A 22,457-nucleotide genomic window follows, 5' to 3' on the forward strand; every position below is an offset into this window, starting at 1 on the left:
GGCGGGCCGGCCGACAGAAATCGGATACCGACCAGGTGAGGACGACGGGAGAGTGCGCTTCCTATGATGGGCGAATGACACCCGAGGACCTTTTCCGCGAGCCCGAGCACCCGCACTCGGGACCCCGCCCCCGCCAGGACCTCGACGTGCTCCCGCAGGGCTCCTACTTCGAGCCGGCCGCACCCGCCGGCCACCCGTACGAGGAGACGTACAGCACCTTCGGCGGCGCCCGCTACCTGGAGCAGCACTGGGCCCCCGCAAGCCAGTTCGACACCGGCGCGCAGCCCGTCCCCGGCCACTACGCGCCCACCGGGCAGGCCCCGCACGAGGACCCGCCGACCATCGAGCTCGGCCCGCCGATCGACACCCCGCCGGTCGAGGTGCACTTCCCGTACCCGCAGCCCGAGCCCGGCGAGGGCCCCGGACCGCTGTTCGTCATCGGCGACGTCCACGGCTACCTCGACGAGCTGCTCGCCGCCCTCCACCAGCAGGGCCTGATCGACGCCGAGGGCCACTGGTCGGCCGGCCGCTCCCGGGTCTGGTTCCTCGGCGACTTCACCGACCGGGGCCCCGACGGCATCGGCGTCATCGACCTGGTCATGCAGCTCGCCGCCGAGGCCGCCGCCGCCGGCGGCTACTGCCGGGCCCTGATGGGCAACCACGAACTGCTCTTCCTCGGCGCCTCCCGCTACGGCGACGAGGCCGTCCAGTCCACCGCCGGCACCGCCTCCTTCCTCGCCGCCTGGCGGCTCAACGGCGGCCAGCAGCACGACCTGGAGCGCCTCCAGCCGCACCACATCAGCTGGCTCTCCCGGCTGCCCGCGATGGCCCTGGAGGACGGCCACCTGCTGCTGCACTCCGACACCACCGCGTACCTGGAGTACGGCGAGACCATCGCCGACGTCAACGACGCCGTGCACGCCCTGCTCGCCGACGAGGGCATCGACGAGTGGTGGGACGCCTTCCGCAAGTTCACCAAGCGCTTCGCCTTCCGCGGCCAGGCCGGCACCATGGCCGCCCAGGAGCTGCTCGCCGTCTACGGCGGCTACCGGGTCGTCCACGGCCACAGCCCGATCCCGTACCTCACCGGCGACCAGCCCGAGGACGGCACCCCGCCGCACGTCCCCGGCCCCTACATCTACGCCGACGAGCTGGCCATCGCGATGGACGGCGGCGTCACCATGGACGGACGCCTGCTGGTCGCCCGGCTGCCACTGAACTGACCCCCGCCGCGGCCCCGCGGAACTGAACAACTGAACGGCAACCGACCTGCCGCACCAGGGAACTGAGCACACGGAAGTTCCGGAAAGAGGCTGTCGGCCCGCTCCCGCGCGCCCCTACCATCGAGGCCACTGACCTCCGTCGACCTCGCGGAACGGGGTACCCATGAGCAACCCCCCGCGCCTGCTCGCCGAGGACCGCGCGGACTTCGCGCGGCTGCTCGACGAAGCACTGCGCGACACCGGCGTCCGACAGGCCCTCGCCGCCCCCGGACGCCACCTCACCGCCGAACAGCTGCACACCAAGGCGCTCGCCGACGCCGACACCGTCGCCGCCCCCGCCGCCCCCGAGTACGCGCACTACCTCGCGCTGCGCACCGCGCTCGCCGAACACCCCGGCAGCGCGCCGCCCGCCGGCGCCGGGCTGTTCCCCGTCCTCACCGTGCTCACCCCCGTGCTGGCCGGCGCCGCCGGACTCGTCCTGCTGCTGGTCGGCTGGCTGCTGCGGGCCGCCAACCCCACCCTCGCGCTCGGCCGCTCCACCGTCACCGCCGGCGTCCTCGCCCTCGCCCTCGCCGCCGCCGCCCTGCTGATCGGCGGCGCCGGACTCGTCCTCACCGCGCTGCGCGACGGCTCCACCGCCCCCGGCCACGCCGACCCCCAGCAGCACGCCGACCTCGCCGAAGCCCGCGCCGCCTGGCGCCTGGCACTGCGCGACCGCGCCCTGCTCCCCTGGCTGCACGCCAACCTGGCCGCCCCCGCCGCCGACCCGCTCCCCCAGCCCCGCACCGCCCCGCCCGACCTGCACAGCCCCGGCTACAGCCCCGCCGCCTACACCAGCCCCGGCTTCACCAGCCCCGGCGTCGAAGGACTCACCGACGACCGCGGCCGCCCCCGCGAACACTCCGCCGAGTTCACCGGCCCCGGCTACTCCTCCCCCGACTTCACCAGCCCCGGCCCCGAAGGCCTCACCGACGACCACGGCCGGCTACGGCCCGAAGGCCCCGGCTTCACCGGGCCCAACGAGGTCTGAGCGCCCTCCCGGGCCCGGTTCACGCCGCCCCGGACCGGGGGGAACGGGCCGCCCGGAGCGCCAGCGCCACCGGCACGCCCAGCCCGCAGAGCACCGCGCAGCCCGCCCAGACCAGGGTGTAGGCCCCCTCGGCGGGGGTGCCAGGGCGCAGCAGCAGGTGGTCCAGGACAGCGGCCGCGAGCACGCCCGCCGCCGCGCCGGCCAGCGACTTCAGGGTGTTGTAGACGCCCGTCCCGACGCCGGTCTGGTCGGCGGGCAGGCGCCGCATCAGCAGGGCCGGGAGCAGGCTCAGGCCGAGGCCCGCGCCGTAGCCGGCCAGCGCGCCGCCCAGGACGAACTGCCAGGCGGCGGCGTGCCCGAGGGCGATCGCGCCGTAGCCCGCGGCGCACAGCGCGAAGCCCGCGGCGAGGACGGCGGAGGCGTCGTGACGGCGGGTCAGGCGGTGCGCGGTGAGCGCGCCCAGGGTGGCCGCCGCCGTCTGCGGGAGCACCAGCAGGCCCAGCGTCAGCGGCACCGCGTCGAGGCCGTAGCCGGTCGCGGCGGGATCGGCCGCCTCGAAGGCCAGCGTCGGGCCCTGCGCCCCGTACAGCGCGCAACCGAGCAGGAAGCTCAGGCCGAACACCGGCGCGGTGGCCCGGCGGGCCAGCAGGCGGACGTCCACCATCGGTTCGGCGGCGCGCAGTTCCTGCCGGACGAACAGCGCCAGCAGCAGCGCCCCGGCGCCCAGCAGCGGCAGGGTCGCCGCGACCGGCAGCACCCCGCTCGCGCCCAGGCCGGACAGCAGCAGGGTCAGGCCCAGCGAGAGCAGGCCCGCGCCGGCCCAGTCGATCCGTCCGGCCGCCCGGGTCGCCGACTCCGGGACCAGCCGCCACACCACCGGCAGCACCAGCACCGGCAGCGCGGCCAGCGCCCACAGCAGCGGACGGGTCGCCGCCGGGTCCGCGCCCAGCGCGCCGACCGCGAGCGCGCCCAGCGTCGAGCCGACGGTCAGCGCGCCGACCAGCGGGCCGACCGCCCGGCCGCCGCGCTCCCCGCCGAGGCGGTCGCGCAGGATCGCGAACTCCAGCGGCAGCCAGCACGCCAGGAACCCGGACAGCGCCCGCCCGGACAGCAGCACCGGCAGGTCCGGCGCCAGCGCCGTCACCACGAAGCCCAGCAGGGTCAGCAGCACGGTCGCCCGCAGCAGCCGGCGGTGCCCGTACAGGTCGCCCAGCCGGGAGGTCAGCGGCACCGCGACGCCCGACACCAGGAACTCCACGCCCAGCGCCAGGCTCAGGTCGGACGCCCGCAGGTCCAGGTGGTCGCCCAGCCGGGGCAGCAGGATCGGGAACCCGCCCTGCAGCACCCCGCTGGCGAACTCCACCAGCGCCAGCAGCGGCACGGCGGACCCGGCCGCCCCGGGGAGGCGGGACGGGCGGGAGGCGGTGGTGACGGTCATCGGCGGTTCCGTGGGGGTGCGGAGGGTGGTGGGGGTGGCGGCAAGGATGGCTAACCTGGAGGCCACCGCACCGCCCGCGCACGAATCCGTTCCTGCGGCCGACCCCGCGCAAGGATCAGCCATGATCGACGAACTCGACCTGGCGCTCGTCGACGCCCTCCGGGTCGACCCGCGCGCCCCCTGGTCGCGGCTGGCCGCCCCGCTCGGCGTCGACCCCGCCACCCTCTCCCGCCGCTGGGCCCGCCTCACCGCGGACGGCGACGCCTGGGTGACCTGCTACCCCTCCGCCGACCGGATCGGCCGCGGCCTGACCGCCCTCGTCCAGGTCGACTGCCCCGCCGACCGGGTCACCGCCGTCGCCGCGGACCTGGCCCGGCACCCGCAGACCGCCAGCATCGAACTCGTCACCGGCGACGCCGACCTGCTGCTGACCGTCGCCGCGTACGACCGCGCCGCCCTCACCGGCTACCTGGTCGACCGGCTCGGCACCGTCCCCGGCGTGCTGCGCACCCGCACCACACCGGTCGAACGCACCCTCGTCGAGGGCAGCCGGTTCTCCAACGGCGCGCTCGACGCCGAACAGCGCCGCGCCATCGCCGCGCCCCCGCCCGGCGCCGCCCGGCCGGTCGCCGACCGGCGGGTCGAGGAGGACCTCGCCCTCCTCCGGGCCCTCGGCGCGGACGGCCGGATGCCCTACGCCGAACTCTCCGCCCGCACCGGCCTGCCCGCCAGCACCGTCCGCCGCCGCCTCGCCGAACTGCGCGCCGACGGCCGGGCGGTGCTCCGCTGCGACGCCTCCCCCCGGGTCACCGGCCACCCCGTCGGCGCGATGCTCTGGCTGGACGTCCCGCCCGCGGTCCTCCCCGACGCCGCCCGCCGCCTCGCCGCCCTCCCGCAGACCCGGATGTGCGCCGTCACCGTCGGTTCCGCCAACCTCGCCCTCTACCTGGTCGCCCCGCAGCTCGCCGACCTCCGCCGGATCGAGCAGGACCTCACCCACCACCACCCCGCGATCCGCGTCCGCGACCGGCACGTCACCCTGCGCACCCTCAAGCTCGTCGGCCACCTCCTCACCCCGGACGGCCGCCGCACCGACTACGTCCCCATCGAGCCCTGAGCACGGCGCGGCCCGCTCGGGGGCCCGGTGACGGCGGGTTCGTGCGGTGCGGCGGCCCCGGGGCCCGCCTCAGCCCCGTCCGAGGGCCAGCGCGGCCAGCAGCGCCGCCGCGTCCCCCAGCACCCCGTCGTCGAAGCGGGCCTCCGCGGAGTGGTTGTACGGGGCGGTGAACGGGTCGGCGTCCGCCGGGCAGGCGCCGAGCATCACGTACGCGCCGGGGACGTGCTCGGCCAGGACGCCGAAGTCCTCGGAGCCGGCCAGCGGCCTCGGCATCTCGACGTAGCGGTCGGCCCCGAGCAGCCGGCGCACCGTCCGCTCGGCGTGCGCGGCCTCGGCGGGGTCGTTGACCGTCACCGGGTAGCCGTGCTCGACCACCGCGTCGACCTCGCAGCCGTGCGCCTCGCCGATGCCGCGGACCACCCGCACCGCCTCGGCGAGGACCAGGGCGCGGGCCGCCGGGGAGAAGGAGCGGATCGTCGCGCCGAAGGCGGCCTCGTCGGGGATGACGTTCTCGGCGGTGCCCGCGTGGAAGGTGCCGACCGTCAGCACCACCGGGTCGAAGGCGTCGAAGCGCCGGGTCACCATGGTCTGCAGGGCCAGCACCGCCGCGCAGGCCGCCGGGACGGGGTCGGCGGCCAGGTGCGGGCTGGAGCCGTGGCCGCCCCGTCCGCGGACGACGACCCGGAGGGTGTCGGAGGCGGCCATGATCGGCCCGGGGCGCCCGGCCACGTACCCGGCGGGCAGCAGCGCGGCGCCGACGTGCAGGGCGTACGCGGCGGCGACCCGTTCGCCGGCCGCGTCCAGGACGCCGTCCTCGACCATCAGGGCCGCGCCGCCGCCGCCCTCCTCGCCGGGCTGGAACATGAACACCACGCTGCCGGCCAGCTCCTCCCGCCGGGCGGCGAGCAGCCGCGCGGCGCCGACCAGCGCGGCGGTGTGCAGGTCGTGCCCGCAGGCGTGCATCGCGTCGGGGAGCTCGGAGGCGTACGGGAGGCCGGTGTTCTCCCGGACGGGCAGCGCGTCGAGGTCGGCGCGGAGCAGGACGTTCGGGCCGGGGCGTGCGCCGCGCAGCACGGCGGTGACGGAGGAGAGGCGCTCGCCGAGGGTGATCTCCAGCGGGAGGCCGTCGAGCGCGGCGAGGACCTTGGCACGGGTGCGCGGCAGGTCGAGCCCGATCTCGGGCTCGCGGTGCAGGGCGCGGCGCAGTTCGACGAGTCCGGGCTGGAGCGCGGCGGCGGCGCGGCGGAGTCCGTCGAGCGGTTCGGCGAGCGGTTCGGCGAGCGGTTCGGCGAGCGGTTCGGCGAGCGGGGGGTGAACGTCGGCCGACATGGGTGCGCCTCCTGGGTGGACGGGGAGCGGACGGTTCTCCCGCATCCTCACCCCCGCCCGCGCCGCCGGACCCCGGGCGCACGGAACGCCCGCGAGCGGCGGGCGCCGCGCACGGATCTTCCACGTCCGACCCGCCGCGGCCCCTTCGCTAGGCCGTGCCCAGCAGCGCGGCGGCGACCGCTCGGGCCTCGGCGGCGGGAGCGGGGGTGCCCTCGCGCAGGGCGGTGACGATCGCGCCGTCCATCAGCAGGACCAGCCGCCGGGCCGGCTCGGCGGCCCGCTCCGGCGGGTGGCCCTGGGCGACGAGCAGCCCGGCGACGTACTCGACGACCCGCCGCTTGTGGTCGGCGGCGACCCGGTGGGCGGGGCTGTCGGGGTCGGCGCTCTCGACCATGGTGTTGATGAAGGCGCAGCCGCGGAAGTCGGCGCGGGCGAAGCGCTCGGCGAGGGCGTCGAACACCGCCAGCGGGTGGCCGCCGAGGTCGGCGACCCGGCCCGCCAGCCAGTCGCGCCAGTTCAGGTCGCGGCGGGTGAGGACGGCGACGACCAGCTCGTCCTTGCCGGTGAAGTGCCGGTAGAAGGAGGCGCGGCCGACGCCGGACTCGGCGAGGATCCGCTCGACTCCGACCGCGCGGATGCCTTCGGCGTAGAACAGCGCCTCGGCGGTGTCGAGCAGGCGGGCGCGTGCGTGGGTGGCCATGTCCCCAAGGCTAGCGGGTGATTGACGGATTTCGGTACCGATCGGTACCGTCTTGCCCAGCAGAACGGAACCGATCGGTACCATCTGGAGAAGACGATGCCACGCCTGCCACTGCTCACCGAGGACCGGGACGGCCTGCTCGAACGCACCCGGACCCGCCTCGGCCGGGTCCCCAACCTGTACGCCACCCTCGCCAACTCGCCCGCCGCACTGGCTGGTTACCTCGCCCTGCACGAACACCTCGGCAACGGCGCGCTCACCCCCGTGCTGCGCGAACAGCTCGCCCTGCTGACCGCCCAGCACAACGAGTCCACCTACTGCGTCAGCGCCCACACCCTGCGCGGCCGCCGCCTGCTCGGCCTCACCGACCGGCAGCTCGCCCGCACCCGCCAGGCCGCCGACGACACCGATCCGCACGCCGACGCCGTCCTGCGCCTGGCCGACCGCGTGCTGCACACCCGCGGCCGGGTCGACGACGAGGACCTCGCCACCGCCCGCGCGGCCGGCGTCACCGACGCCGAACTCGCCGAGATCACCGCCCACATCGCGCTCAACACGCTGTCGAACTACTTCAACCACCTGGCCCGGCCCGAGCTCGACTTCCCGGAGGTACCGGCATGACCCCCCAGCCCCAGACCCGGCACGGCAGCGTCGAGCTCCGCCCCGGCTACACCGTCCTGGACGCCACCGGCACCCCCGTCGACCGCGCCGACGACGTCGAGTTCACCCTCGAAGGCGGCTTCGCCCACCTGCGCCTACCCGGCACCGGGACCGTCCAGACGGTCTCCGCCCCCGCCGTCCACCGCCTCACCCACCGGTGGTGACCAGCAGGCGGGGCGGGAACGGCGAAGCCACGGCCCGCGATCCGTCCGTCCGACGGAGCGCGAGCCGGGGCTCGATGACACGGCATCAATGACAACGCATCGATGACGGAACATCCATGACGCGTCATCCATGACGGCACATCGGTTACGCGTCATCAATGCTGCGACATCAATGCCGCGACATCAGTGACACCGCATCGATGACGCCTCACCGGCGCTACTCCTTCGGGGTCATGCACATCACGAACCGCTCGGTGCCCTTCTTCTGCGCGAGGGCCATGAAGCCTTCGCCGCACGCGTCCAGGTCGAAGCTGTTCTCGATGATCCGGGTGACCGTGGCGTTGGCCTTGGCGTCGCCGCAGTCCACCGTCTTGACGTCCGGCTCCTTGTCGGTGCCGGCCACCACGACGCAGTCGCCGACCTTGGCGTAGACGGGGTCGGGGCCGTCGAACAGCGAGCCGACGCCGACCTTGACCACCACGCCGATGACCAGCACCGCGATGATGCCGAGCACCTTCTTGGCCTTCCCCTTCTTCGGAGCCTGGGCGGCGGCGGCCTGCGCGGCGGCGTACTCGAAGGGAGCGGCGGCGGGCGCCTCGGGCACGGCCGGGGACTCGGGCTGGGGGGACTGCGGAGTGGACATGGGTTCCTCTAGGTCTGGGTCGCCCTGCGACGTTGTGCGCGCACCCTATCCACGCTCGAATCGGGCCTTCCCGGCATTCGTCTCGATATCGATCGGGCGTGACCCAAGCGATATGCAAAGAATCAGCAAAGGAATTCCGGTCATCATTCTGATGTCGGGTCAGCTATTTACAATTCCGCGCTCCGGCTCCGGAGTTCGTCGACCACGCGGAGGAACAGGAAGAAGTTCGGGATGCTGTGGACCGGGGTGTGCGACCACGGCATCCACTTCCCGGCCCGCCGCATCGCCACCGTGCCGTTGCGGACCTCGACCCGCTCGATCTCGCTCCACGGCAGACCGGCGCGCTTGGCCGTCGCCACCCCGCCGGCGTTCACCACCATGTCGCCGAAGTGCACCGTCCCGCCGCCCTTCAACAGCTCCACGACACCCGGGAGCTGGGCCCGGGTGATCTCGTGCTGCACGGCCGCGCCCCAGACCTCCGGGTCGGCGTAGAAACCGGTCAGCCGGGCCTGCGTCCCGTCCGGGCGGAACAGCTGGTAGTCGTACGCGGTGCCGATGTGGATCCCGTTCACGTAGCGGCGGGTGATCCGTTGCAGCACCGAGAGGGCGTCCCAGCGGAAGGCGAGCGGGCCGCCGGGCTCGTCCAGCACCAGCCCGTGCTCGAAGCAGTGGATCCGCCGGGCGGCCTGCCCGCGGTTCAGGTTGGGGGCCTGCCGGAGCTGCCAGAGGAAGAACAGGCCGGGCAGGACGAAGAGCAGCAGCCCGAACAGGGCGAACACCCAGAGCCCGAACAGGCTCCAGAAGCTCCGGTGCTTCGGTCCGAACGAGGCGCGGAGCCCGCCCAGCCCCTCGGCCGCGGCCAGCGCGGCCACCCCGTCGGGGAGCGCCTGCGGAATCGGCGGGGCCTGTACGTCGTGCACGGAAATCTCTCTTCGTCGCGCTTCGCCAACGGAAATGCCGCAGGTCAAGGGCGGCACCGGATGCTACTGGCAGTCCCCGCCCCCGAACAGGCCCCTCCTCCGGGGAATTCACCACCACCCGGATCACGCCATTCACCCGTCCCTCGGATCCATTTCCGGCCCGCCTCGCCCGACCCCGCCCGCGTCCGCCGTCCGGCTGCCACCATGACCGTCATGACGCATCCGCGCCGAACCGCCGGCCGCACCGGTGCCGCCGCCCTGCTGCTGCTCGCCTGCGCCCTCGGCGCCGCCGCCTGCGACTCCGGCCCGGCGGCCCCGACCGCGCCGAGCACCCGGGCCGGTGCCGACGACCGGGACCGGACGGTGACGACCTTCACCACCGATCCGTCACTGAGCGGCGACGCGCTCGCCAAGGCGGCCGAACAGCTGCGCCACCGGGCCGAGTTGATGGGTTTCACGGACCCGAAGGTGACCGTCGACGCGGGCCGGCTCGCGCTCTCCCTCGTCGAACCGGTCGGCGACCGGCTCGCCGCGCTCACCCACCGCCCCGCGCTGGAGCTCCGACCGGTGCTCGCCGCCGCGCAGACCGGCGCCGCCCCCGCCGAGCCCGCGCAGGGCGAGGTCCCCGCCGCACTGAAGGACCGCTTCGCGGCGCTGGACTGCACCGCGCCCCCGGCCACCGACACCGCCGCGTCGCCCGCGACGGAGACCCTGGCCTGCGACACCGCCCAACCGTCGCAGGGCCTCTGGAAGTTCGCCCTGGGCCCGGCCGCCCTCCGGGGCGCCGACATCGCCGACAGCACCTCCGCCTACGACCAGAACGGCACCGGCTGGCAGGTCCAGCTGGCCTTCACCCCGGCCGGCACCGCGGCCTTCGCCGACCTGACCGGCCGGATCTCCGCCCTCCCCGCGCCGGCCAACCAACTCGCCGTCGTCGTGGACGGCGCCGTCGTCTCCCACCCCTACGTGATGCAGTCCATCACCGGCGGACGGGCCGTCATCTCCGGCTCCTTCACCGAGGCCCAGGCCCGCGCCCTCGCCGCCCAACTCGCCACCCCCGCCCTCCCCGCCGGACTCCGCCCGACGGCCACCGCCCCCTGACCCCGCGGCCGGACGGCACCGGTCAGCCGAGGTCCGGCTGCTGCCACACCCGGGGCCAGCGGCCGGACGGCGGCGGCGGGCCGGTGATCCCGAGATCACGTCGCGCGCAGGCGTAGAAGGCGTCCCGCGCCTGGCTGATCTGGCCCTCCGCCCGTGTCCATCCGGCGGGGTCCGCCCTGAGTCCGCGCGCGTACAACTCGAGGTTCCACACCGCCTCGTGCCACGCCCGCGCCGACGCGATGGTTCCCGCGTCCCCCACCAGCAGGACCGCCTCCCACTCGGACGCCCGCCGCGACTCGGCCTCGGCCAGCAGGACCAGCCCCTCGTCCGGCTCCAGCGGGTCCACGACGTTCTGGAAGCCCCTGGCCGCCCCGATGCGCTGCACGATCCGTATCTGGGCCTTCAGGACGTTCGCATAGGTCATGTAGGTGTGGAACCGCTTCTCGTCCCACCGTTCGGCTCTCGCCCGTCGCCATCGGCTCCGCTCGGTGAGGGTGGTCGCGACGTACGAGCCGAAGGCTCCGACCACCACACCCACGAGGGCCGGTAACTGCTCCCCCAACGCCATCGGTCCCCCTCCACGTCCATGGCAGTGGAGCCCACGATGCCACGGCCGGACGCCCTCGGACAGGTGTTCCCCGGCCCTCCGCCCGAACCGCCGGACCGCCCGGGCCGCCGGGCCGCCTACAGGCAGATCCAGCAGTAGAGCTGCTCGTCGGCGCTGCGGGCGCGCCTGGCCAGTCGGATCAGCTCCTCGGCCAACGGCTGCATGTCCTCGACGCGGGCCGGTCGGAGCTCCTCCGCCCGCACCCACCTGGCGACGGCCGCCGGCACCTCCGCGTCGGCCACCCCTGCCAGCGTGTCCCGGACCGAGGTGGCGAGTTCGACCACCCACGGACCCGTCGCCCAGGGGTCGTCCTCGGCCTGCGGGCCGTCCGGCCCGGGCACCGGGGTGGTCGGCCACACGGGCCGCTCGCTCACCAGCCCCGCCCCCCGGGGGACCTGGCGGATGGCGGCGACCAGCTCCCCCAGCACGAGGTCCGGGTCCAGGCGCTTGGCCTCGACCCCGTCGAAGTGCGGGGACTCGCCGCCGACGAGCAGCCGGTCGTCCGGCCCCCGCAGCACCCGGACGACCGTAGCCGCGTCGGCCGCGCGGAAGTAGTCGGTCAGCACGCCCATGGTTCTCCCCTCACCACCCGGTCATCCGTCGATCGGCAGTGAACCAGGCACGACCGACACCGGTACCGACACCGACACCGAGACCAGCACCGACACCGGCACCGACACCGGCACCGGCCGGAACAGCGGCCGGAGCACCGCGCCGGGAAGCCCCCTCCGCCTCCCGGTGCGGCGTGGCGCGGGCGGGGTCAGTCGGCCAGCGGGAGGTAGACCTTGTTGCCCTGGGCGGCGAACTCGGCGGACTTCTCGGCCATGCCGGCCAGGGCGACGCGCTCGGCCTGCTCGGCCTCGCCGCCGTGCTCGTCGCGGATCTGGCGGCTGATCTTCATGGAGCAGAACTTCGGTCCGCACATGGAGCAGAAGTGCGCGGTCTTGGCGGGTTCGGCGGGGAGGGTCTCGTCGTGGAAGGCGCGGGCGGTCTCCGGATCGAGGGCCAGGTTGAACTGGTCCTCCCAGCGGAACTCGAAGCGGGCGTCGGAGAGGGCGTCGTCCCAGGCCTGGGCGCCGGGGTGGCCCTTGGCGAGGTCGGCGGCGTGCGCGGCGATCTTGTAGGTGATGACGCCGGTCTTGACGTCGTCGCGGTCGGGGAGGCCGAGGTGTTCCTTGGGGGTGACGTAGCAGAGCATCGCGGTGCCCCACCAGGCGATCATCGCGGCGCCGATGCCGGAGGTGATGTGGTCGTAGCCGGGCGCGACGTCGGTGGTCAGCGGGCCGAGGGTGTAGAACGGGGCCTCGTCGCAGATCTCCTTCTGCAGGTCCATGTTCTCGCGGATCTTGTGCATCGGGACGTGCCCGGGGCCCTCGATCATCACCTGGACGTCCTTGGCCCGGGCGATCCGGCCGAGTTCGCCGAGGGTGGTGAGTTCGGCGAACTGGGCCTCGTCGTTGGCGTCGGCGATCGAGCCGGGGCGCAGGCCGTCGCCGAGCGAGAAGGTGACGTCGTAGGCGCGCAGCAGGTCGCAGAGTTCCTCGAAGTGCGTGTAGAGGAAGTTCTCCTGGTGGTGCGCCAGGCACCAGGCGGCCATGATCGAGCCGCCGCGCGAGACGATGCCGGTCTTGCGGCGGGCGGTCATCGGGACGTACCGCAGCAGCACTCCGGCGTGCACGGTCATGTAGTCGACGCCCTGCTCGCACTGCTCGACGACGGTGTCCCGGTAGACCTCCCAGCTGAGTTCCTCGGCCCGGCCGTCGACCTTCTCCAGCGCCTGGTAGAGCGGGACGGTGCCGATCGGGACGGGGGAGTTGCGCAGGATCCACTCGCGGGTGGTGTGGATGTTGCGGCCGGTGGAGAGGTCCATGACGGTGTCGGCGCCCCAGCGGGTGGCCCAGGTCATCTTCTCCACCTCCTCCTCGATCGAGGAGGTGACCGCCGAGTTGCCGATGTTGGCGTTGATCTTCACCAGGAAGTCGGTGCCGATGATGGCGGGTTCGACCTCGGGGTGGTTCACGTTGACCGGGATGACGGCCCGGCCGCGCGCCACCTGCTCGCGGACGAACTCCGGGTCCAGGCCCTCCCGGAGGGCCACGAACTCCATCTCGGGGGTGATCGATCCGCGCTTGGCGTAGGCGAGTTGGGTGACGGCGACGCCGTCGCGGGCGCGCAGCGGGCGGCGCGGCCGGCCCGGGAAGACGGCGTCCAGGTTGCGCAGGTCGCCGCCGCGCGGGGCGGTGTGCCGGATGCCGTCGTCCTCCGGCCGGGCCTGGCGGCCCTCGTACTCCTCGACGTCGCCGCGCTGGCGGATCCAGCCGTCGCGCAGCGGGGACAGGCCCCGGCGGACGTCGGTGGGCTGCTCTGGGTCGGTGTACGGGCCGGAGGTGTCGTACAGCGGGACGGTGCGCCCGTCGGTCAGCCGCACCTCCCGGTAGGGGACCCGCAGGTCGGGGCGGCTGCCCTGGCGGTACGCCTTGTGCCAGGCCGGGGTCGGGTACCCGGTGGTGGACGGCTGGTGGGCGGACTGGTCTTCGACGAATGCGGTCATGCGGTCTTCCACTCCCTACGCCGGCATTACCCGGTCAGGTTCCTGCGGTCGGCGCAGCGGGTGGCACGCGTGCCGCGTGCCGTCAGCGCCCTCTCAGCCCGGTGCTCCGAGCTCCCGTTCCGCGCAGGGGCGTTCGCCGCCTGCGTTCGCCGTTCACCGTAGGGCACCGGGCACGGCTGGTCCAGCACGCCCCGACGGCGGACGCTGTTCAGGCCACCGCCGGACGGGGGAGAATCCCGGGGTGATCGGACTGGTGGGACGGGTGTCGGGGCGGATCGGCGCGGGCCTGGTCGGCGAGGTGATGGTGCACGTCCCCGAACGCCTGGGCACCGAGGCGTTCCTGGCCTACCGGGCGGTGCCCGGCGAGACGCTGGAGCCCGGCACCGTGGTGGTCGTGGTCGACTACCAGCCACCGCGCACGGTGTACGTCGAACCCTTCTGAACCCGCTCCCCCCTGGGCTCCGGGCGGCCTCCGCAAACCTCCGGCGGCTCTTTCGCGCCAGTGCGCTTTCCCACCCGTCCACCCCCTTCCTCCCCGGCGTGCGGCGGCGGAGAATGCGGCTGCCACCGGCTTCCGCGCCCACTACTGCACCACTCAGCGCAGCCACGGACCGGTGTGCCACGAAGGGGGAGATCGCGATGCTGATCGGCATCGTCGGAGCGGTCGCGGCAGGCCTGGTCCTGCTGGTCCTGCTCTTCAGAATGATGTGGCGGGTCGCCGAACCCAACGAGGCGCTCGTCATCTCGGGTTCCAAGCACGGCGAGGGCCTCGGCTTCCGCGTGGTCACCGGACGGGGCACCTTCGTGGTGCCCGGCGTCCAGGTGGTCCGGCGGCTGTCGCTGGACCTCAACGAGGCCGCGCTGGACGTCGAGTGCGTGACCTCGCAGGGCATTCCGGTGCACGTCAAGGGCGTCGTCATCTTCAAGGTCGGCGACGACCCGGCGTCGATCGCGAACGCCGCGCGCCGCTTCCTGGACCAGCAGAAGATGATGGGCCAGCGGGTGCACAACGTGTTCGCCGGCCACCTGCGCTCCATCGTCGGCGGGCTGACCGTCGAGGACATGATCCGCGACCGCGAGCGGCTCACCGGGGAGACCCGCTCCGCCTCGGGCATCGAGATGGAGAAGCTCGGCCTGATCATCGACTCGCTACAGATCCAGGAGATCCTGGACCCGACCGGGTACATCACCAACCTGGCCGCGCCGCACGCCGCCGCCGTCCAGCGCGACGCCCGGATCGCGGCCGCCGAGGCCGACCGCCGGGCCACCGAGGCCGAGCAGGAGGCGTTCGCCCGCAAGGCCGAGGCGACGCGCAACTCGGGCATCCAGCAAGCCGGTTACCAGGCGGAGATGGACACCGCGGCGGCCCGCGCGCTGCAGGCCGGACCGCTCGCCCAGGCCGCCGCCCGGCAGGAGGTCGTCGTCCAGGAGACCAAGGTCGCCGAGCTGGAGGCGCACCGCAAGGAGCAGCAGCTGCAGGCCGACGTCCGCAAGCCGGCCGACGCCCGCGCGTACGAGACTCGCACCAAGGCCGAGGCCGACCGCGACGCCCGGATCTCCGCCGCCGAGGCGCTGTCCCGGGAGACCGAGCTGAAGACCGCCGCCGAGGCCAACCGGGTCAAGGTCGCCGCGGCCGCCGAGGCCGAGGCCACCCGGGCCCGCGGCCTGGCCGCCGCCGAGGCCACCCGGGCCACCGGCGAGGCGCAGGCCGCCGCCGAGGCCGCCAAGGGCCTGGCCGAGGCCGAGGCCGCCCGCGCCAAGGGCCTCGCCGAGGCGGAGGCCACCCGGGCCCAGGGGCTGGCCGAGGCGGAGGGCATCAAGGCCCGGGCCGCGGCCCTGGCCGAGAACCAGGAGGCCGTGGTCGCCCAGCAGTTGGCCGAGAACTGGCCCGCCATCGTCCGGGCCGGCGCGGACGCCTTCGGCAACGTCGAGCACATGGTGCTGCTGAACGGCGCCGAGGGCATGTCCGAGCTGTTCGCCAAGGCGCTCACCATGGGCGGCACCGGCCTCGGCCTGGCCCGGCAGCTGCTCAACTCGATGAACGCCCCGGCCCCGACCCCCGCCCCCGCTCCCGCCGAGGCACCGGCCCCGGCCCCGGCCACGCCGGTCATCCCGGTGCAGGTCGACGCGGGCCACTGACCCGCCCCGACGGCCCACTCGACGGCCCGCCCCGACGGCGCCCCCGCCGGGCGGGCCGTCTCCGCATCCCCGGCCGCAGCTGAGTACCCGTACTCACGCCGCTGCGACCGCCCCGGCGCGAGCATCGGGGCATGGACCCGCTGCCCCGCGTCGGAATCACCGCCGTCGGCTCCCACCTCCCGCGACAGACCGTCAGTTCACGGCAGTTGCAGGACGAGGTGGCCGCCGGCGCCCGTCTCCCGCTGCCCGACGGCATGTTCGAGAAGGCCACCGGCATCCGCACCCGCCGCTTCGCCGGGCCGGACGAACACCCCTCCACGCTCGCCCTCGGCGCGGCCCGCCGCGCCCTGGCCCGGCGCGGCCTGGAGCCCGCCGACCTCGACCTGCTGCTGTTCGCCTCCGCCTCCCGGGACGTCTGCGAACCCGCCACCGCCCACCTCGTCCAAGCCGAACTCGGGTCCCGCGCACACGCGTTGGACGTCTCCAACGCCTGCAACAGCTTCCTCAACGGCATCGACACCGCCCGCGCGATGATCCTGGCCGGCCGGGCCCGGCGCGCCCTGGTGGTCACCGGCGAGACGCCCAGCCGGGCGATGCGCCGCGACCCCTCCGGCCTGGCCGAGTTCCGGGCGGGCTTCGCCGGCTACACCTTCGGCGACGGCGCCGCCGCCGTCCTGGTCGAACGGGTCGAGCGCGGCGGCATCCTGGACGTCGAGACCCAGACCGCCTCCGAGCACTGGGAGGTCGGCGGCATCCCCGGCGGCGGCTCGCGCCACCCGCGCGGCGACGAGTGGAGCTACTTCCGCGGCGGCGGCAAGGAGCTGCGCGGCGTCTTCGAACGGATCGGCGCCGACATCCTGACCCGGGTCGCCGCCCGCACCGGCCTCGACTGGGACGCCTACGCCCGCGTCCTGGTCCACCAGGTCACCCTGCCGTACCTGGAGCGCTTCGTGGAGCTGACCGGCGTCCCCGCCGGGAAGCTGGTCGTCACCGTCCCCGAGCTCGGCAACCTCGCCTCCGCCACCATCGGCGTCCAACTGGACCGCGTCATGGACGAGTTGGAGACCGGCGACCGTGTCCTGATGGTCGGCCTCGGCGGCGGCGTCAGCCTGATGACGATGGTCTGGGAGAAGTCGTGACCGAGCTGTGGGTGATCGTGCCCGCCTACCAGGAGGCCGACCGGATCGGCGGCACCCTGCGCGCCCTCGCCGCCCAGCACGACCGCGACTTCACCCTGCTGGTCGTCGACAACGGCTCCACCGACACCACCGGCGAACAGGTCCTCGCCTTCGCCCGCACCGCGCCGTTCCCCATCCACCTGATCACCGAACCCGAGAAGGGCGTCGGCTGCGCCGTCGACACCGGCTTCCGGTACGCCATCGACTTCGGGGCGACCCTGCTCGCCCGCACCGACGCCGACTGCCTGCCCGAACCCGGCTGGGCCGGCGCCGCCCGCGCCGCGATGCGCGCCTGCGGCGGGCTGGTCTGCGGACGCGTCACCGCCCGCCGCGACGAGCACGGACCCCTCGGCCGCGCCGTCTTCCGCACCCTGGTCGGCCTCGGCGCGTTCTTCGGCCGGATCCGCCCCGCCCACCACCGCCGCCACGGCTACCTCACCCCGTACCGCATGCACGCCGGCAACAACATGGCGATCACCGCCGCCCTCTACCTCGCCACCGACGGCATGCCCCGCCGCCCCTCCCCCACCGACCGCGCCTTCATCAACCTGGTCCGCCGCCGCACCACCGCGATCGTCCACCGCCGCGACATGGTCGTCCAGAACTCCACCCGCCGCATCCGCGCCTACGGCCTGCGCGGCACCGCCCGCTGGTACCTCGAACGCGGCGCGGGCGGCCGCGACGTCGACGTCAGGTAGCCCCGGAGGGCCCCGGCTCCCCCCGCTCCGTCCACCGAAGGGACCACCGCCGTGCTCGACCGGCTCGCCCGCACCCTGCGCGAAGGCGCCTCGCGTCCGGCGCTGCTCACCGCCACCCGCTCCGGCGCCCCCCGGGTGCTGGCCCGCTGCGGTGACCTCGCCGACCTCGCCGACCGCTACGCCGCCGCCCTGCACCACGGCCACGGGCTGCGGGCCGGGGACACCCTGGGGGTGGCGGTGCGGCCGGGGCCGAAGGCCCTCGCGGTGCTGCTGGCCGCGCACCGGCTGGGCCTGCGCAGCGCGGTGCTCGACCCGGGCGCGGGCCCCGAGGTGCTGCGGGCGCGGCTGGCGCTGGCCCCGCCCGCGCTGGTCCTGGCGGACGCCGCCGCGCAGGCCGTCGCCGGGTGGGCCCGCCCGCTGGCCCGGCGCCTGCGGCTGGAGCTGCCGCCGCTGGGGGCCCTCGCGCCGGTGGCGACCGTCGGCCCGCGCGGCCCGTGGTGCGCGCGGTCGCTGACCGAGCCCGCCGGACCGGCCCCGGCCCGGTACGAGGGCGACGGGGACGCGGTGATCGTGTTCACCTCCGGCACGACGTCGGCGCCGCGCGCGGTGGTGCACTCGCGGGCCTCGCTGGCGGCCGGGATGCGGGCGGTCGACGCGCTGGTGCGCCCGCGCCCGGGGCGGACGGTGCTGGGCGGGACGACGTTCGTGCTGGTCCCGGCGCTGGCCGCGGGCGCGGTCGCCGCGCTGCCGGCCGTCCGCTCCGCCGTCCTGCAGCAGCAGGTCGACCGGCTCGCCCCGGACGAGACCTACCTGACGCCGCCCCGGCTGCGCCCGCTGACCCGGCTGACCGGCCGGGTCTGGACCGGCTCCGCGCCCGCCGACGCCGGCCTGCTGCGCCGGGCGAAGCAGGCCGGCGCCCGGGAGGCCTGGGGGGTGTACGCGCTGACCGAGCTGTTCCCGGCCGCGGCCGTCGAGGAGCGCGACAAGAGCGCCCACGACGGCCCGGGCGACCTGCTCGGCCACCCGCTGCCGGGCGTCCGCACCCGGCTCGCGGCCGACGGCGAACTGCTGCTCGCCGCCCCGGCCGCCCGCGACCGCTACCTCGGCGAGGACCCGGACCCGTGGGTGCGCACCGGCGACCGGGCCCGGCTCGACCCGGACGGGCGGATCGTGCTGGCCGGACGGCTCAAGGACATGGTGCTGCGCCGCGCCGAGAACATCTACCCGGGCCTGTACGAGCCGTCCCTGCACCTGCCGGACGTCGAACTCGCCGTCCTGGTGGGCGTGCCCGACCCGGACGGCGACGAGCGGCTGGTCGCCCTGGTGCAGCCCCGGCCCGGGGCCGACCACCGCCGGCTGCGCGCCGCGCTGCACGCCCCGCTGGCCCGGATGGGCACCGCCCGGCCGGACGCCGTCCTGCTCGGCCCCGTTCCGCTGACCGGCCGCTCCCGCAAGCCCGACCGCCCGGCGGCGGCCCGCTACTGCGCCGCCCGGCTCGCCGGGTCGTCCCCCCACCGGGCCCGTTGAGCCCCCGCCCACCCCGGAGCCCCCGTTGACCCCAGCCCGGCGCGCCGACCGCACCGTCTACCTGTTCAGCCACCCGCTGCTGTTCGCCCTGCTCGGCGCGACCCGGCACCGGCCGGTGCTCCGGCTCGGCCGGACCGTGCTGGTCCACCACCCGGACGCCTACCGCGAGGTGCTGACCCGCGTCCCGCTCGACCGGACCGCCGAGCGCACCACCGGCGGCACCGCCGCCGCGCTCACCGGCGGCGGACTGCTCTTCGACCAGCAGGGCGCCGAACACCGGGACGCCCGCAGCGCGTTGGCGCGGCTGCTGGGCCCGGCGGGGGTGGCCGCGCTGCGGCCCGGGTGGCAGCGGATCCTCGACCGGCACCTCGGCGACCTCCGCGCGCCGGTCGACCTCGTCCCGGCCGTCCGCGAGCTGGCCGGCGCGACCGCCGCCGCGCTCACCGGCAGCGACGCCGACCCGGTCCGCCTCGCGCTGGCCGCGGAACGGGCCGCCGCCGCCACCGCCCGCGCCCACCTGCCCGCGCTGCTGCCCCGCCCGGGCGGCGAGCGCCGCGCCCGGGAGGCCGCGCTGCGGCTGCGGGAGCTGCTGCCCGACCCGCGCGACGCGATGCTCGCCACCGCCGCCGTCAACACCACCCTCGCCGCGCTGCCCCGCGCCGCCGCCTGGTGCGCCCGCGAGCGGCTCTGGGACCGCGCCCGCGAGGACGCGCCCGCGCTCGCCGCCGAACTGCTCCGCCGCACCGCCGCCTCCCCCGTCCTGCCGCGCGCCGCGGCCGCCGACGCGACCGTCCTAGGCCACCGGATCCGCCGCGGCGACCGGCTGCTGCTGGTCGCCCGGCACGCCGCCGAGGCCCAGCACGACGCCCCCGCCCACCCGCACGCCACCCGCGCCCCCTTCGGCCTCGGCCCGCACAGCTGCCCGGGCGCCGCCCTCGCCCGCGCCCAACTCGCCCTGCTGCTCGGCTCGCTGGCCCCGCACCGGCCGCGGGCCGTGCGCACCGTCCCGCACCCGACCAGCGCGCTGCCGTCCTACCGCTCCTGCCTGCTGCGCTCCACGGCGGGGCCCGGCCACTGATCCGGCCGCGACCGCGCCTGCGGCCCACCCGAAAGGCCCACGCCCGTGCCCCCGTTGACCATCGCGCTGACCGGCGCCACCGGCTTCTGCGGCGCGCACCTCGCCGCCCTGGCGACCGCCCGGGGCCACCGGGTGCTCGCGCTCGGCCGCCGTCCGGCCCGGCACGGGACGCACCTGCCGTGGGACGCGGCGACCGGGGCCGTCCCGCCGCGGGTGCGGGCGGCGGACCTGGTGGTGCACTGCGCGGCGGCGGTCGGCGACCACCCGCCGGGGTCGCCCGCCGAACGGGAGCAGTACGCGGTGAACGTCGGCGCGACCGGGCGGCTGCTGGCGGCGGCGGCCGGCCGCCCGTTCGTGTTCGTGAGCAGCGCCAGCGTCTACGACCCGCGCCCGGACCGCTCGCTGGTCGGCGAGGAGCACCCGACCGCGTCCGGCCACCTGAACGCGTACGGCCGGACGAAGGCGCTCGCGGACGCGCTCGCGCTCGCCGCCGGCGCCGTGGTGCTGCGCCCGCGCGCGGTGTACGGGCCGGGCGACCCGCACCTGGTGCCCCGGCTGCTGGCGTCGGTCCGGTACGGGGTGCTGCCGCTGCCGGGCGGCGACGTGGCGCTCAGCCTGACGGCGGTGGAGAACCTCGCCGAGGCGTGCCTGCGGGCGGCCGACTGGCCGCCGGGGGCGTACAACATCGCCGACCGCGCCCCGTACGCCCGGGACGCCGCGCTGCGTGCCGTGCTCGCCGCGCACCGCCGCCGGGCCCGGCTGCTGCACGTGCCGCCCCGGCTGGCGGCGCTCGCGGTCGGCCGCCGGCCGCAGGTCACCGCGTACGCGCTGGACCAGCTCGCGCACCGGGTGGTGCTGGACACGCGGAAGTCCCGGTCCCGGGGCTTCACCCCGGGCCGGGACCTCGACGACTACCTGGCGCGGACGCGGGCCGTCAGCTCTTCGCGGCCTTCTTGAGCAGGATCACCACGACCGCCGCGATGCCGACCAGCACCAGCACGTTGATCGCGAAGCCGACGATGCCGGCCACCACGCCCACGATGGTCCAGAAGACCTTCCAGGCGACGATCAGCAGCAGGATCGGGACCACGATGGTGCGCACCCACGAGGGCAGCGACTTCCAGAGCTCGGTCATGTCCGTACCTTCTCCCCTCGGGGTCGGTGCCGGTGTTTCCGGCTGCGTTCCCGCTCCCTCGATCTCGACACGTCGATCGTAGGCGGGGCCGGGAGGCGAAATCGAGGGGGGACGGCCCCGAGAGAACCCGGAGATCCTCCCCTGAGACGGGAGCCGGTCCGACCTGGGGAGAACCCTCCGGGGAGGGCTCAGACCGGCCACCGCTCGCCGCGCCAGGCGGCGTCCCAGAACATCCACTCGTAGCGCGAGGTGGTGGTGAAGTGCTCGACCACGCGCCGCCGTTCGGCGGCGGAGAGCTCCGCGCCGACCCGGTCGGTGAGCTCCAGGACGCGGCGCACCACGCTCTGGAACCCCTCGTCGCCGTACGCGGCGATCCACTTGGCGTAGAGCGGATCGGGGGAGGAGCGGCGGGCCAGCTCCTCGCCGACCCGGGCGTAGATCCAGTAGCAGGGCAGGACGGCGCCGAGCGCCTCGGCGAACGAGCCGCCGTACGCGGTGGCCAGCAGGTACGCGGTGTAGGCGCGGGTGGTGGGCAGCACGGTGTCGTCGCCGTCGGCGGGGCCGCCGAGCGCGGCCGTGAACTCGCCGTGCATCTGCTGCTCGGCGGCGATCGCGCCGACCGCGTCGTTGGCGAAGGCCAGCACGTCGTCCTCGCCGGGGGCCTTGGCGGCGCAGACGGCCAGCGCGCGGGCGTAGTCGCGCAGGTAGTGCGAGTCCTGGACGACGAAGTGCCGGAACGCGGCGCGCGGCAGGGTGCCGTCGGCGAGGCCGAGCAGGAAGGGGTGGTCGAGGATCCGGCGGTAGGTCGGCTCGGCGGCCGCCCACAGTTCGTCGGTGAGCTTCACGGGTCGGTCCTCCGGTGCGGGCGCGGGCCTGGTGGCGGGCACGGGGTCAGTCCTCCGGCGGGGAGAAGACCACGAGCACCCGCAGTTCCTCGGTGACGTGGTGGAAGCGGTGCTCCGTTCCGGCGGGGACGAACACCACGCTGCCGCGCCCGACCGTGGCGGTCTCCCGGCCGACGGTGAGCTCGGCCCGGCCGCTGACCACCAGGTAGATCTCGTCCTGGGCGTGCGGGGTCTGCGGGTCGGTGTCGCCGGGGGAGAGCGCGTACAGGCCGGCGGACATCGTCGGCTGCTTCAGGAAGCGCAGGTACGCGCCGTCGCCCGCGGCGCGCTCGGCGTCGAGTTGGTCCAAGCGGAACAGCTTCATCGGGCCCGGC

General features: G+C 75.4%; 24 protein-coding genes. 13 read left to right on the forward strand and 11 right to left on the reverse strand.

The genetic code is table 11. The annotated features are described in order from the left end of the window. Positions 1-74 precede the first annotated feature (74 nt). On the forward strand, positions 75-1,223 hold the full coding sequence (locus tag ACZ3J7_RS08255) for a metallophosphoesterase (RefSeq protein WP_465618107.1): 1,149 nt from the start codon (positions 75-77) through the stop codon (positions 1,221-1,223). Between the two features lie 163 nt (positions 1,224-1,386). Continuing rightward, entirely contained in the window at positions 1,387-2,253 is an 867-nt protein-coding gene (locus tag ACZ3J7_RS08260) for a hypothetical protein (protein WP_465618109.1), read from the forward strand. 19 nt (positions 2,254-2,272) lie between these two features. Here ACZ3J7_RS08260 and ACZ3J7_RS08265 read toward each other — a convergent pair whose 3' ends face one another. Then, positions 2,273-3,691, reverse strand: coding sequence for an MFS transporter (locus ACZ3J7_RS08265; RefSeq protein WP_465618111.1), 1,419 nt, complete (start codon positions 3,689-3,691; stop codon positions 2,273-2,275). Positions 3,692-3,812: 121 nt separating this feature from the next. On the opposite strand from ACZ3J7_RS08265, the gene ACZ3J7_RS08270 reads away from it, so the two are divergent. Further along, a complete protein-coding gene (locus tag ACZ3J7_RS08270; RefSeq protein ID WP_465618113.1) occupies positions 3,813-4,808 on the forward strand; it encodes an Lrp/AsnC family transcriptional regulator in 996 nt (331 codons plus the stop codon). Between the two features lie 69 nt (positions 4,809-4,877). On the opposite strand, the gene ACZ3J7_RS08275 is transcribed toward ACZ3J7_RS08270, so the two are convergent. Further along, positions 4,878-6,137 (reverse strand): M20 metallopeptidase family protein, encoded by a 1,260-nt coding sequence (locus ACZ3J7_RS08275; protein WP_465618115.1) that lies wholly within the window; start codon positions 6,135-6,137, stop codon positions 4,878-4,880. A 148-nt stretch (positions 6,138-6,285) separates the two neighbouring features. Next, the gene (locus tag ACZ3J7_RS08280; RefSeq protein WP_465618117.1) at positions 6,286-6,837 is read right to left on the reverse strand and encodes a TetR/AcrR family transcriptional regulator; all 552 of its coding nucleotides are present in this window, start codon (positions 6,835-6,837) and stop codon (positions 6,286-6,288) included. 96 nt (positions 6,838-6,933) lie between these two features. Here ACZ3J7_RS08280 and ACZ3J7_RS08285 point away from each other — a divergent pair, with 96 nt between their 5' ends. Next, a complete protein-coding gene (locus ACZ3J7_RS08285) occupies positions 6,934-7,458 on the forward strand; it encodes a carboxymuconolactone decarboxylase family protein (RefSeq protein ID WP_465618119.1) in 525 nt (174 codons plus the stop codon). Next, positions 7,455-7,661 carry a hypothetical protein gene (locus tag ACZ3J7_RS08290; protein ID WP_465618121.1) on the forward strand — a complete coding sequence of 69 codons (207 nt, stop codon included), beginning with the start codon at positions 7,455-7,457 and terminating at the stop codon, positions 7,659-7,661. Before ACZ3J7_RS08285 ends, ACZ3J7_RS08290 begins: the two co-directional genes overlap by 4 nt. A gap of 217 nt (positions 7,662-7,878) precedes the next feature. Here the strand turns inward: ACZ3J7_RS08290 and ACZ3J7_RS08295 are convergent, their stop codons facing one another. Further along, a complete protein-coding gene (locus ACZ3J7_RS08295) occupies positions 7,879-8,304 on the reverse strand; it encodes an LppU/SCO3897 family protein (RefSeq protein WP_465618123.1) in 426 nt (141 codons plus the stop codon). A 167-nt stretch (positions 8,305-8,471) separates the two neighbouring features. Then, on the reverse strand, positions 8,472-9,224 hold the full coding sequence (locus ACZ3J7_RS08300) for a DUF6585 family protein (RefSeq protein ID WP_465618124.1): 753 nt from the start codon (positions 9,222-9,224) through the stop codon (positions 8,472-8,474). A gap of 213 nt (positions 9,225-9,437) precedes the next feature. Here ACZ3J7_RS08300 and ACZ3J7_RS08305 point away from each other — a divergent pair, with 213 nt between their 5' ends. Further along, a complete protein-coding gene (locus ACZ3J7_RS08305) occupies positions 9,438-10,325 on the forward strand; it encodes a SecDF P1 head subdomain-containing protein (RefSeq protein ID WP_465618126.1) in 888 nt (295 codons plus the stop codon). Between the two features lie 22 nt (positions 10,326-10,347). Here ACZ3J7_RS08305 and ACZ3J7_RS08310 read toward each other — a convergent pair whose 3' ends face one another. The 3 genes from ACZ3J7_RS08310 to thiC all read right to left on the reverse strand — a co-directional run bounded on the left by ACZ3J7_RS08310 (position 10,348) and on the right by thiC (position 13,483). Further along, positions 10,348-10,893: a hypothetical protein gene (locus ACZ3J7_RS08310; RefSeq protein WP_465618128.1), complete on the reverse strand. Its 546-nt coding sequence runs from the start codon at positions 10,891-10,893 to the stop codon at positions 10,348-10,350. 116 nt (positions 10,894-11,009) lie between these two features. Next, positions 11,010-11,504 carry a hypothetical protein gene (locus ACZ3J7_RS08315; RefSeq protein WP_465618130.1) on the reverse strand — a complete coding sequence of 165 codons (495 nt, stop codon included), beginning with the start codon at positions 11,502-11,504 and terminating at the stop codon, positions 11,010-11,012. Between the two features lie 188 nt (positions 11,505-11,692). Beyond that, the gene (gene thiC, locus ACZ3J7_RS08320; RefSeq protein ID WP_465618132.1) at positions 11,693-13,483 is read right to left on the reverse strand and encodes a phosphomethylpyrimidine synthase ThiC; all 1,791 of its coding nucleotides are present in this window, start codon (positions 13,481-13,483) and stop codon (positions 11,693-11,695) included. 241 nt (positions 13,484-13,724) lie between these two features. On the opposite strand from thiC, the gene ACZ3J7_RS08325 reads away from it, so the two are divergent. The 7 genes from ACZ3J7_RS08325 to ACZ3J7_RS08355 all read left to right on the forward strand — a co-directional run bounded on the left by ACZ3J7_RS08325 (position 13,725) and on the right by ACZ3J7_RS08355 (position 21,060). Continuing rightward, positions 13,725-13,925 carry a hypothetical protein gene (locus ACZ3J7_RS08325; protein WP_465618134.1) on the forward strand — a complete coding sequence of 67 codons (201 nt, stop codon included), beginning with the start codon at positions 13,725-13,727 and terminating at the stop codon, positions 13,923-13,925. Between the two features lie 197 nt (positions 13,926-14,122). Beyond that, positions 14,123-15,622 carry an SPFH domain-containing protein gene (locus tag ACZ3J7_RS08330; protein ID WP_465618136.1) on the forward strand — a complete coding sequence of 500 codons (1,500 nt, stop codon included), beginning with the start codon at positions 14,123-14,125 and terminating at the stop codon, positions 15,620-15,622. 131 nt (positions 15,623-15,753) lie between these two features. Then, positions 15,754-16,761, forward strand: a complete 1,008-nt coding sequence (locus ACZ3J7_RS08335; protein WP_465618137.1) for a 3-oxoacyl-ACP synthase III family protein — start codon at positions 15,754-15,756, stop codon at positions 16,759-16,761. Continuing rightward, positions 16,758-17,498: a glycosyltransferase gene (locus tag ACZ3J7_RS08340; RefSeq protein ID WP_465618139.1), complete on the forward strand. Its 741-nt coding sequence runs from the start codon at positions 16,758-16,760 to the stop codon at positions 17,496-17,498. Before ACZ3J7_RS08335 ends, ACZ3J7_RS08340 begins: the two co-directional genes overlap by 4 nt. Before the next feature lie 51 nt (positions 17,499-17,549). After that, positions 17,550-19,025 carry an AMP-binding protein gene (locus ACZ3J7_RS08345; protein WP_465618141.1) on the forward strand — a complete coding sequence of 492 codons (1,476 nt, stop codon included), beginning with the start codon at positions 17,550-17,552 and terminating at the stop codon, positions 19,023-19,025. A gap of 25 nt (positions 19,026-19,050) precedes the next feature. After that, a complete protein-coding gene (locus tag ACZ3J7_RS08350; protein WP_465618143.1) occupies positions 19,051-20,103 on the forward strand; it encodes a cytochrome P450 in 1,053 nt (350 codons plus the stop codon). A gap of 45 nt (positions 20,104-20,148) precedes the next feature. Beyond that, entirely contained in the window at positions 20,149-21,060 is a 912-nt protein-coding gene (locus ACZ3J7_RS08355; protein ID WP_465618145.1) for an NAD-dependent epimerase/dehydratase family protein, read from the forward strand. Here the strand turns inward: ACZ3J7_RS08355 and ACZ3J7_RS08360 are convergent. From ACZ3J7_RS08360 to ACZ3J7_RS08370, 3 genes are all read right to left on the reverse strand, one after another. Then, positions 21,038-21,238, reverse strand: coding sequence for a hypothetical protein (locus tag ACZ3J7_RS08360; RefSeq protein ID WP_465618147.1), 201 nt, complete (start codon positions 21,236-21,238; stop codon positions 21,038-21,040). The two genes, ACZ3J7_RS08355 and ACZ3J7_RS08360, sit on opposite strands and share 23 nt — an antisense overlap. A 188-nt stretch (positions 21,239-21,426) precedes the next feature. After that, entirely contained in the window at positions 21,427-22,083 is a 657-nt protein-coding gene (gene tenA, locus ACZ3J7_RS08365; RefSeq protein ID WP_465618149.1) for a thiaminase II, read from the reverse strand. Positions 22,084-22,129: 46 nt separating this feature from the next. Beyond that, positions 22,130-22,447, reverse strand: a complete 318-nt coding sequence (locus ACZ3J7_RS08370; RefSeq protein WP_465618151.1) for a cupin domain-containing protein — start codon at positions 22,445-22,447, stop codon at positions 22,130-22,132. Between the last annotated feature and the right edge of the window lie 10 nt (positions 22,448-22,457).

It is taken from the genome of Kitasatospora sp. NPDC015121, assembly GCF_055562955.1.

Coding starts and splice junctions, on each gene's coding strand:
- ACZ3J7_RS08255 (WP_465618107.1), top strand. CDS start 75: ATGACACCCGAGGACCTTTTCCGCGAGCCCGAGCACCCGCACTCGGGA.
- ACZ3J7_RS08260 (WP_465618109.1), top strand. CDS start 1,387: ATGAGCAACCCCCCGCGCCTGCTCGCCGAGGACCGCGCGGACTTCGCG.
- ACZ3J7_RS08265 (WP_465618111.1), bottom strand. CDS start 3,691: ATGACCGTCACCACCGCCTCCCGCCCGTCCCGCCTCCCCGGGGCGGCC.
- ACZ3J7_RS08270 (WP_465618113.1), top strand. CDS start 3,813: ATGATCGACGAACTCGACCTGGCGCTCGTCGACGCCCTCCGGGTCGAC.
- ACZ3J7_RS08275 (WP_465618115.1), bottom strand. CDS start 6,137: ATGTCGGCCGACGTTCACCCCCCGCTCGCCGAACCGCTCGCCGAACCG.
- ACZ3J7_RS08280 (WP_465618117.1), bottom strand. CDS start 6,837: ATGGCCACCCACGCACGCGCCCGCCTGCTCGACACCGCCGAGGCGCTG.
- ACZ3J7_RS08285 (WP_465618119.1), top strand. CDS start 6,934: ATGCCACGCCTGCCACTGCTCACCGAGGACCGGGACGGCCTGCTCGAA.
- ACZ3J7_RS08290 (WP_465618121.1), top strand. CDS start 7,455: ATGACCCCCCAGCCCCAGACCCGGCACGGCAGCGTCGAGCTCCGCCCC.
- ACZ3J7_RS08295 (WP_465618123.1), bottom strand. CDS start 8,304: ATGTCCACTCCGCAGTCCCCCCAGCCCGAGTCCCCGGCCGTGCCCGAG.
- ACZ3J7_RS08305 (WP_465618126.1), top strand. CDS start 9,438: ATGACGCATCCGCGCCGAACCGCCGGCCGCACCGGTGCCGCCGCCCTG.
- ACZ3J7_RS08310 (WP_465618128.1), bottom strand. CDS start 10,893: ATGGCGTTGGGGGAGCAGTTACCGGCCCTCGTGGGTGTGGTGGTCGGA.
- ACZ3J7_RS08315 (WP_465618130.1), bottom strand. CDS start 11,504: ATGGGCGTGCTGACCGACTACTTCCGCGCGGCCGACGCGGCTACGGTC.
- thiC (WP_465618132.1), bottom strand. CDS start 13,483: ATGACCGCATTCGTCGAAGACCAGTCCGCCCACCAGCCGTCCACCACC.
- ACZ3J7_RS08330 (WP_465618136.1), top strand. CDS start 14,123: ATGCTGATCGGCATCGTCGGAGCGGTCGCGGCAGGCCTGGTCCTGCTG.
- ACZ3J7_RS08335 (WP_465618137.1), top strand. CDS start 15,754: ATGGACCCGCTGCCCCGCGTCGGAATCACCGCCGTCGGCTCCCACCTC.
- ACZ3J7_RS08360 (WP_465618147.1), bottom strand. CDS start 21,238: ATGACCGAGCTCTGGAAGTCGCTGCCCTCGTGGGTGCGCACCATCGTG.
- ACZ3J7_RS08370 (WP_465618151.1), bottom strand. CDS start 22,447: ATGAAGCTGTTCCGCTTGGACCAACTCGACGCCGAGCGCGCCGCGGGC.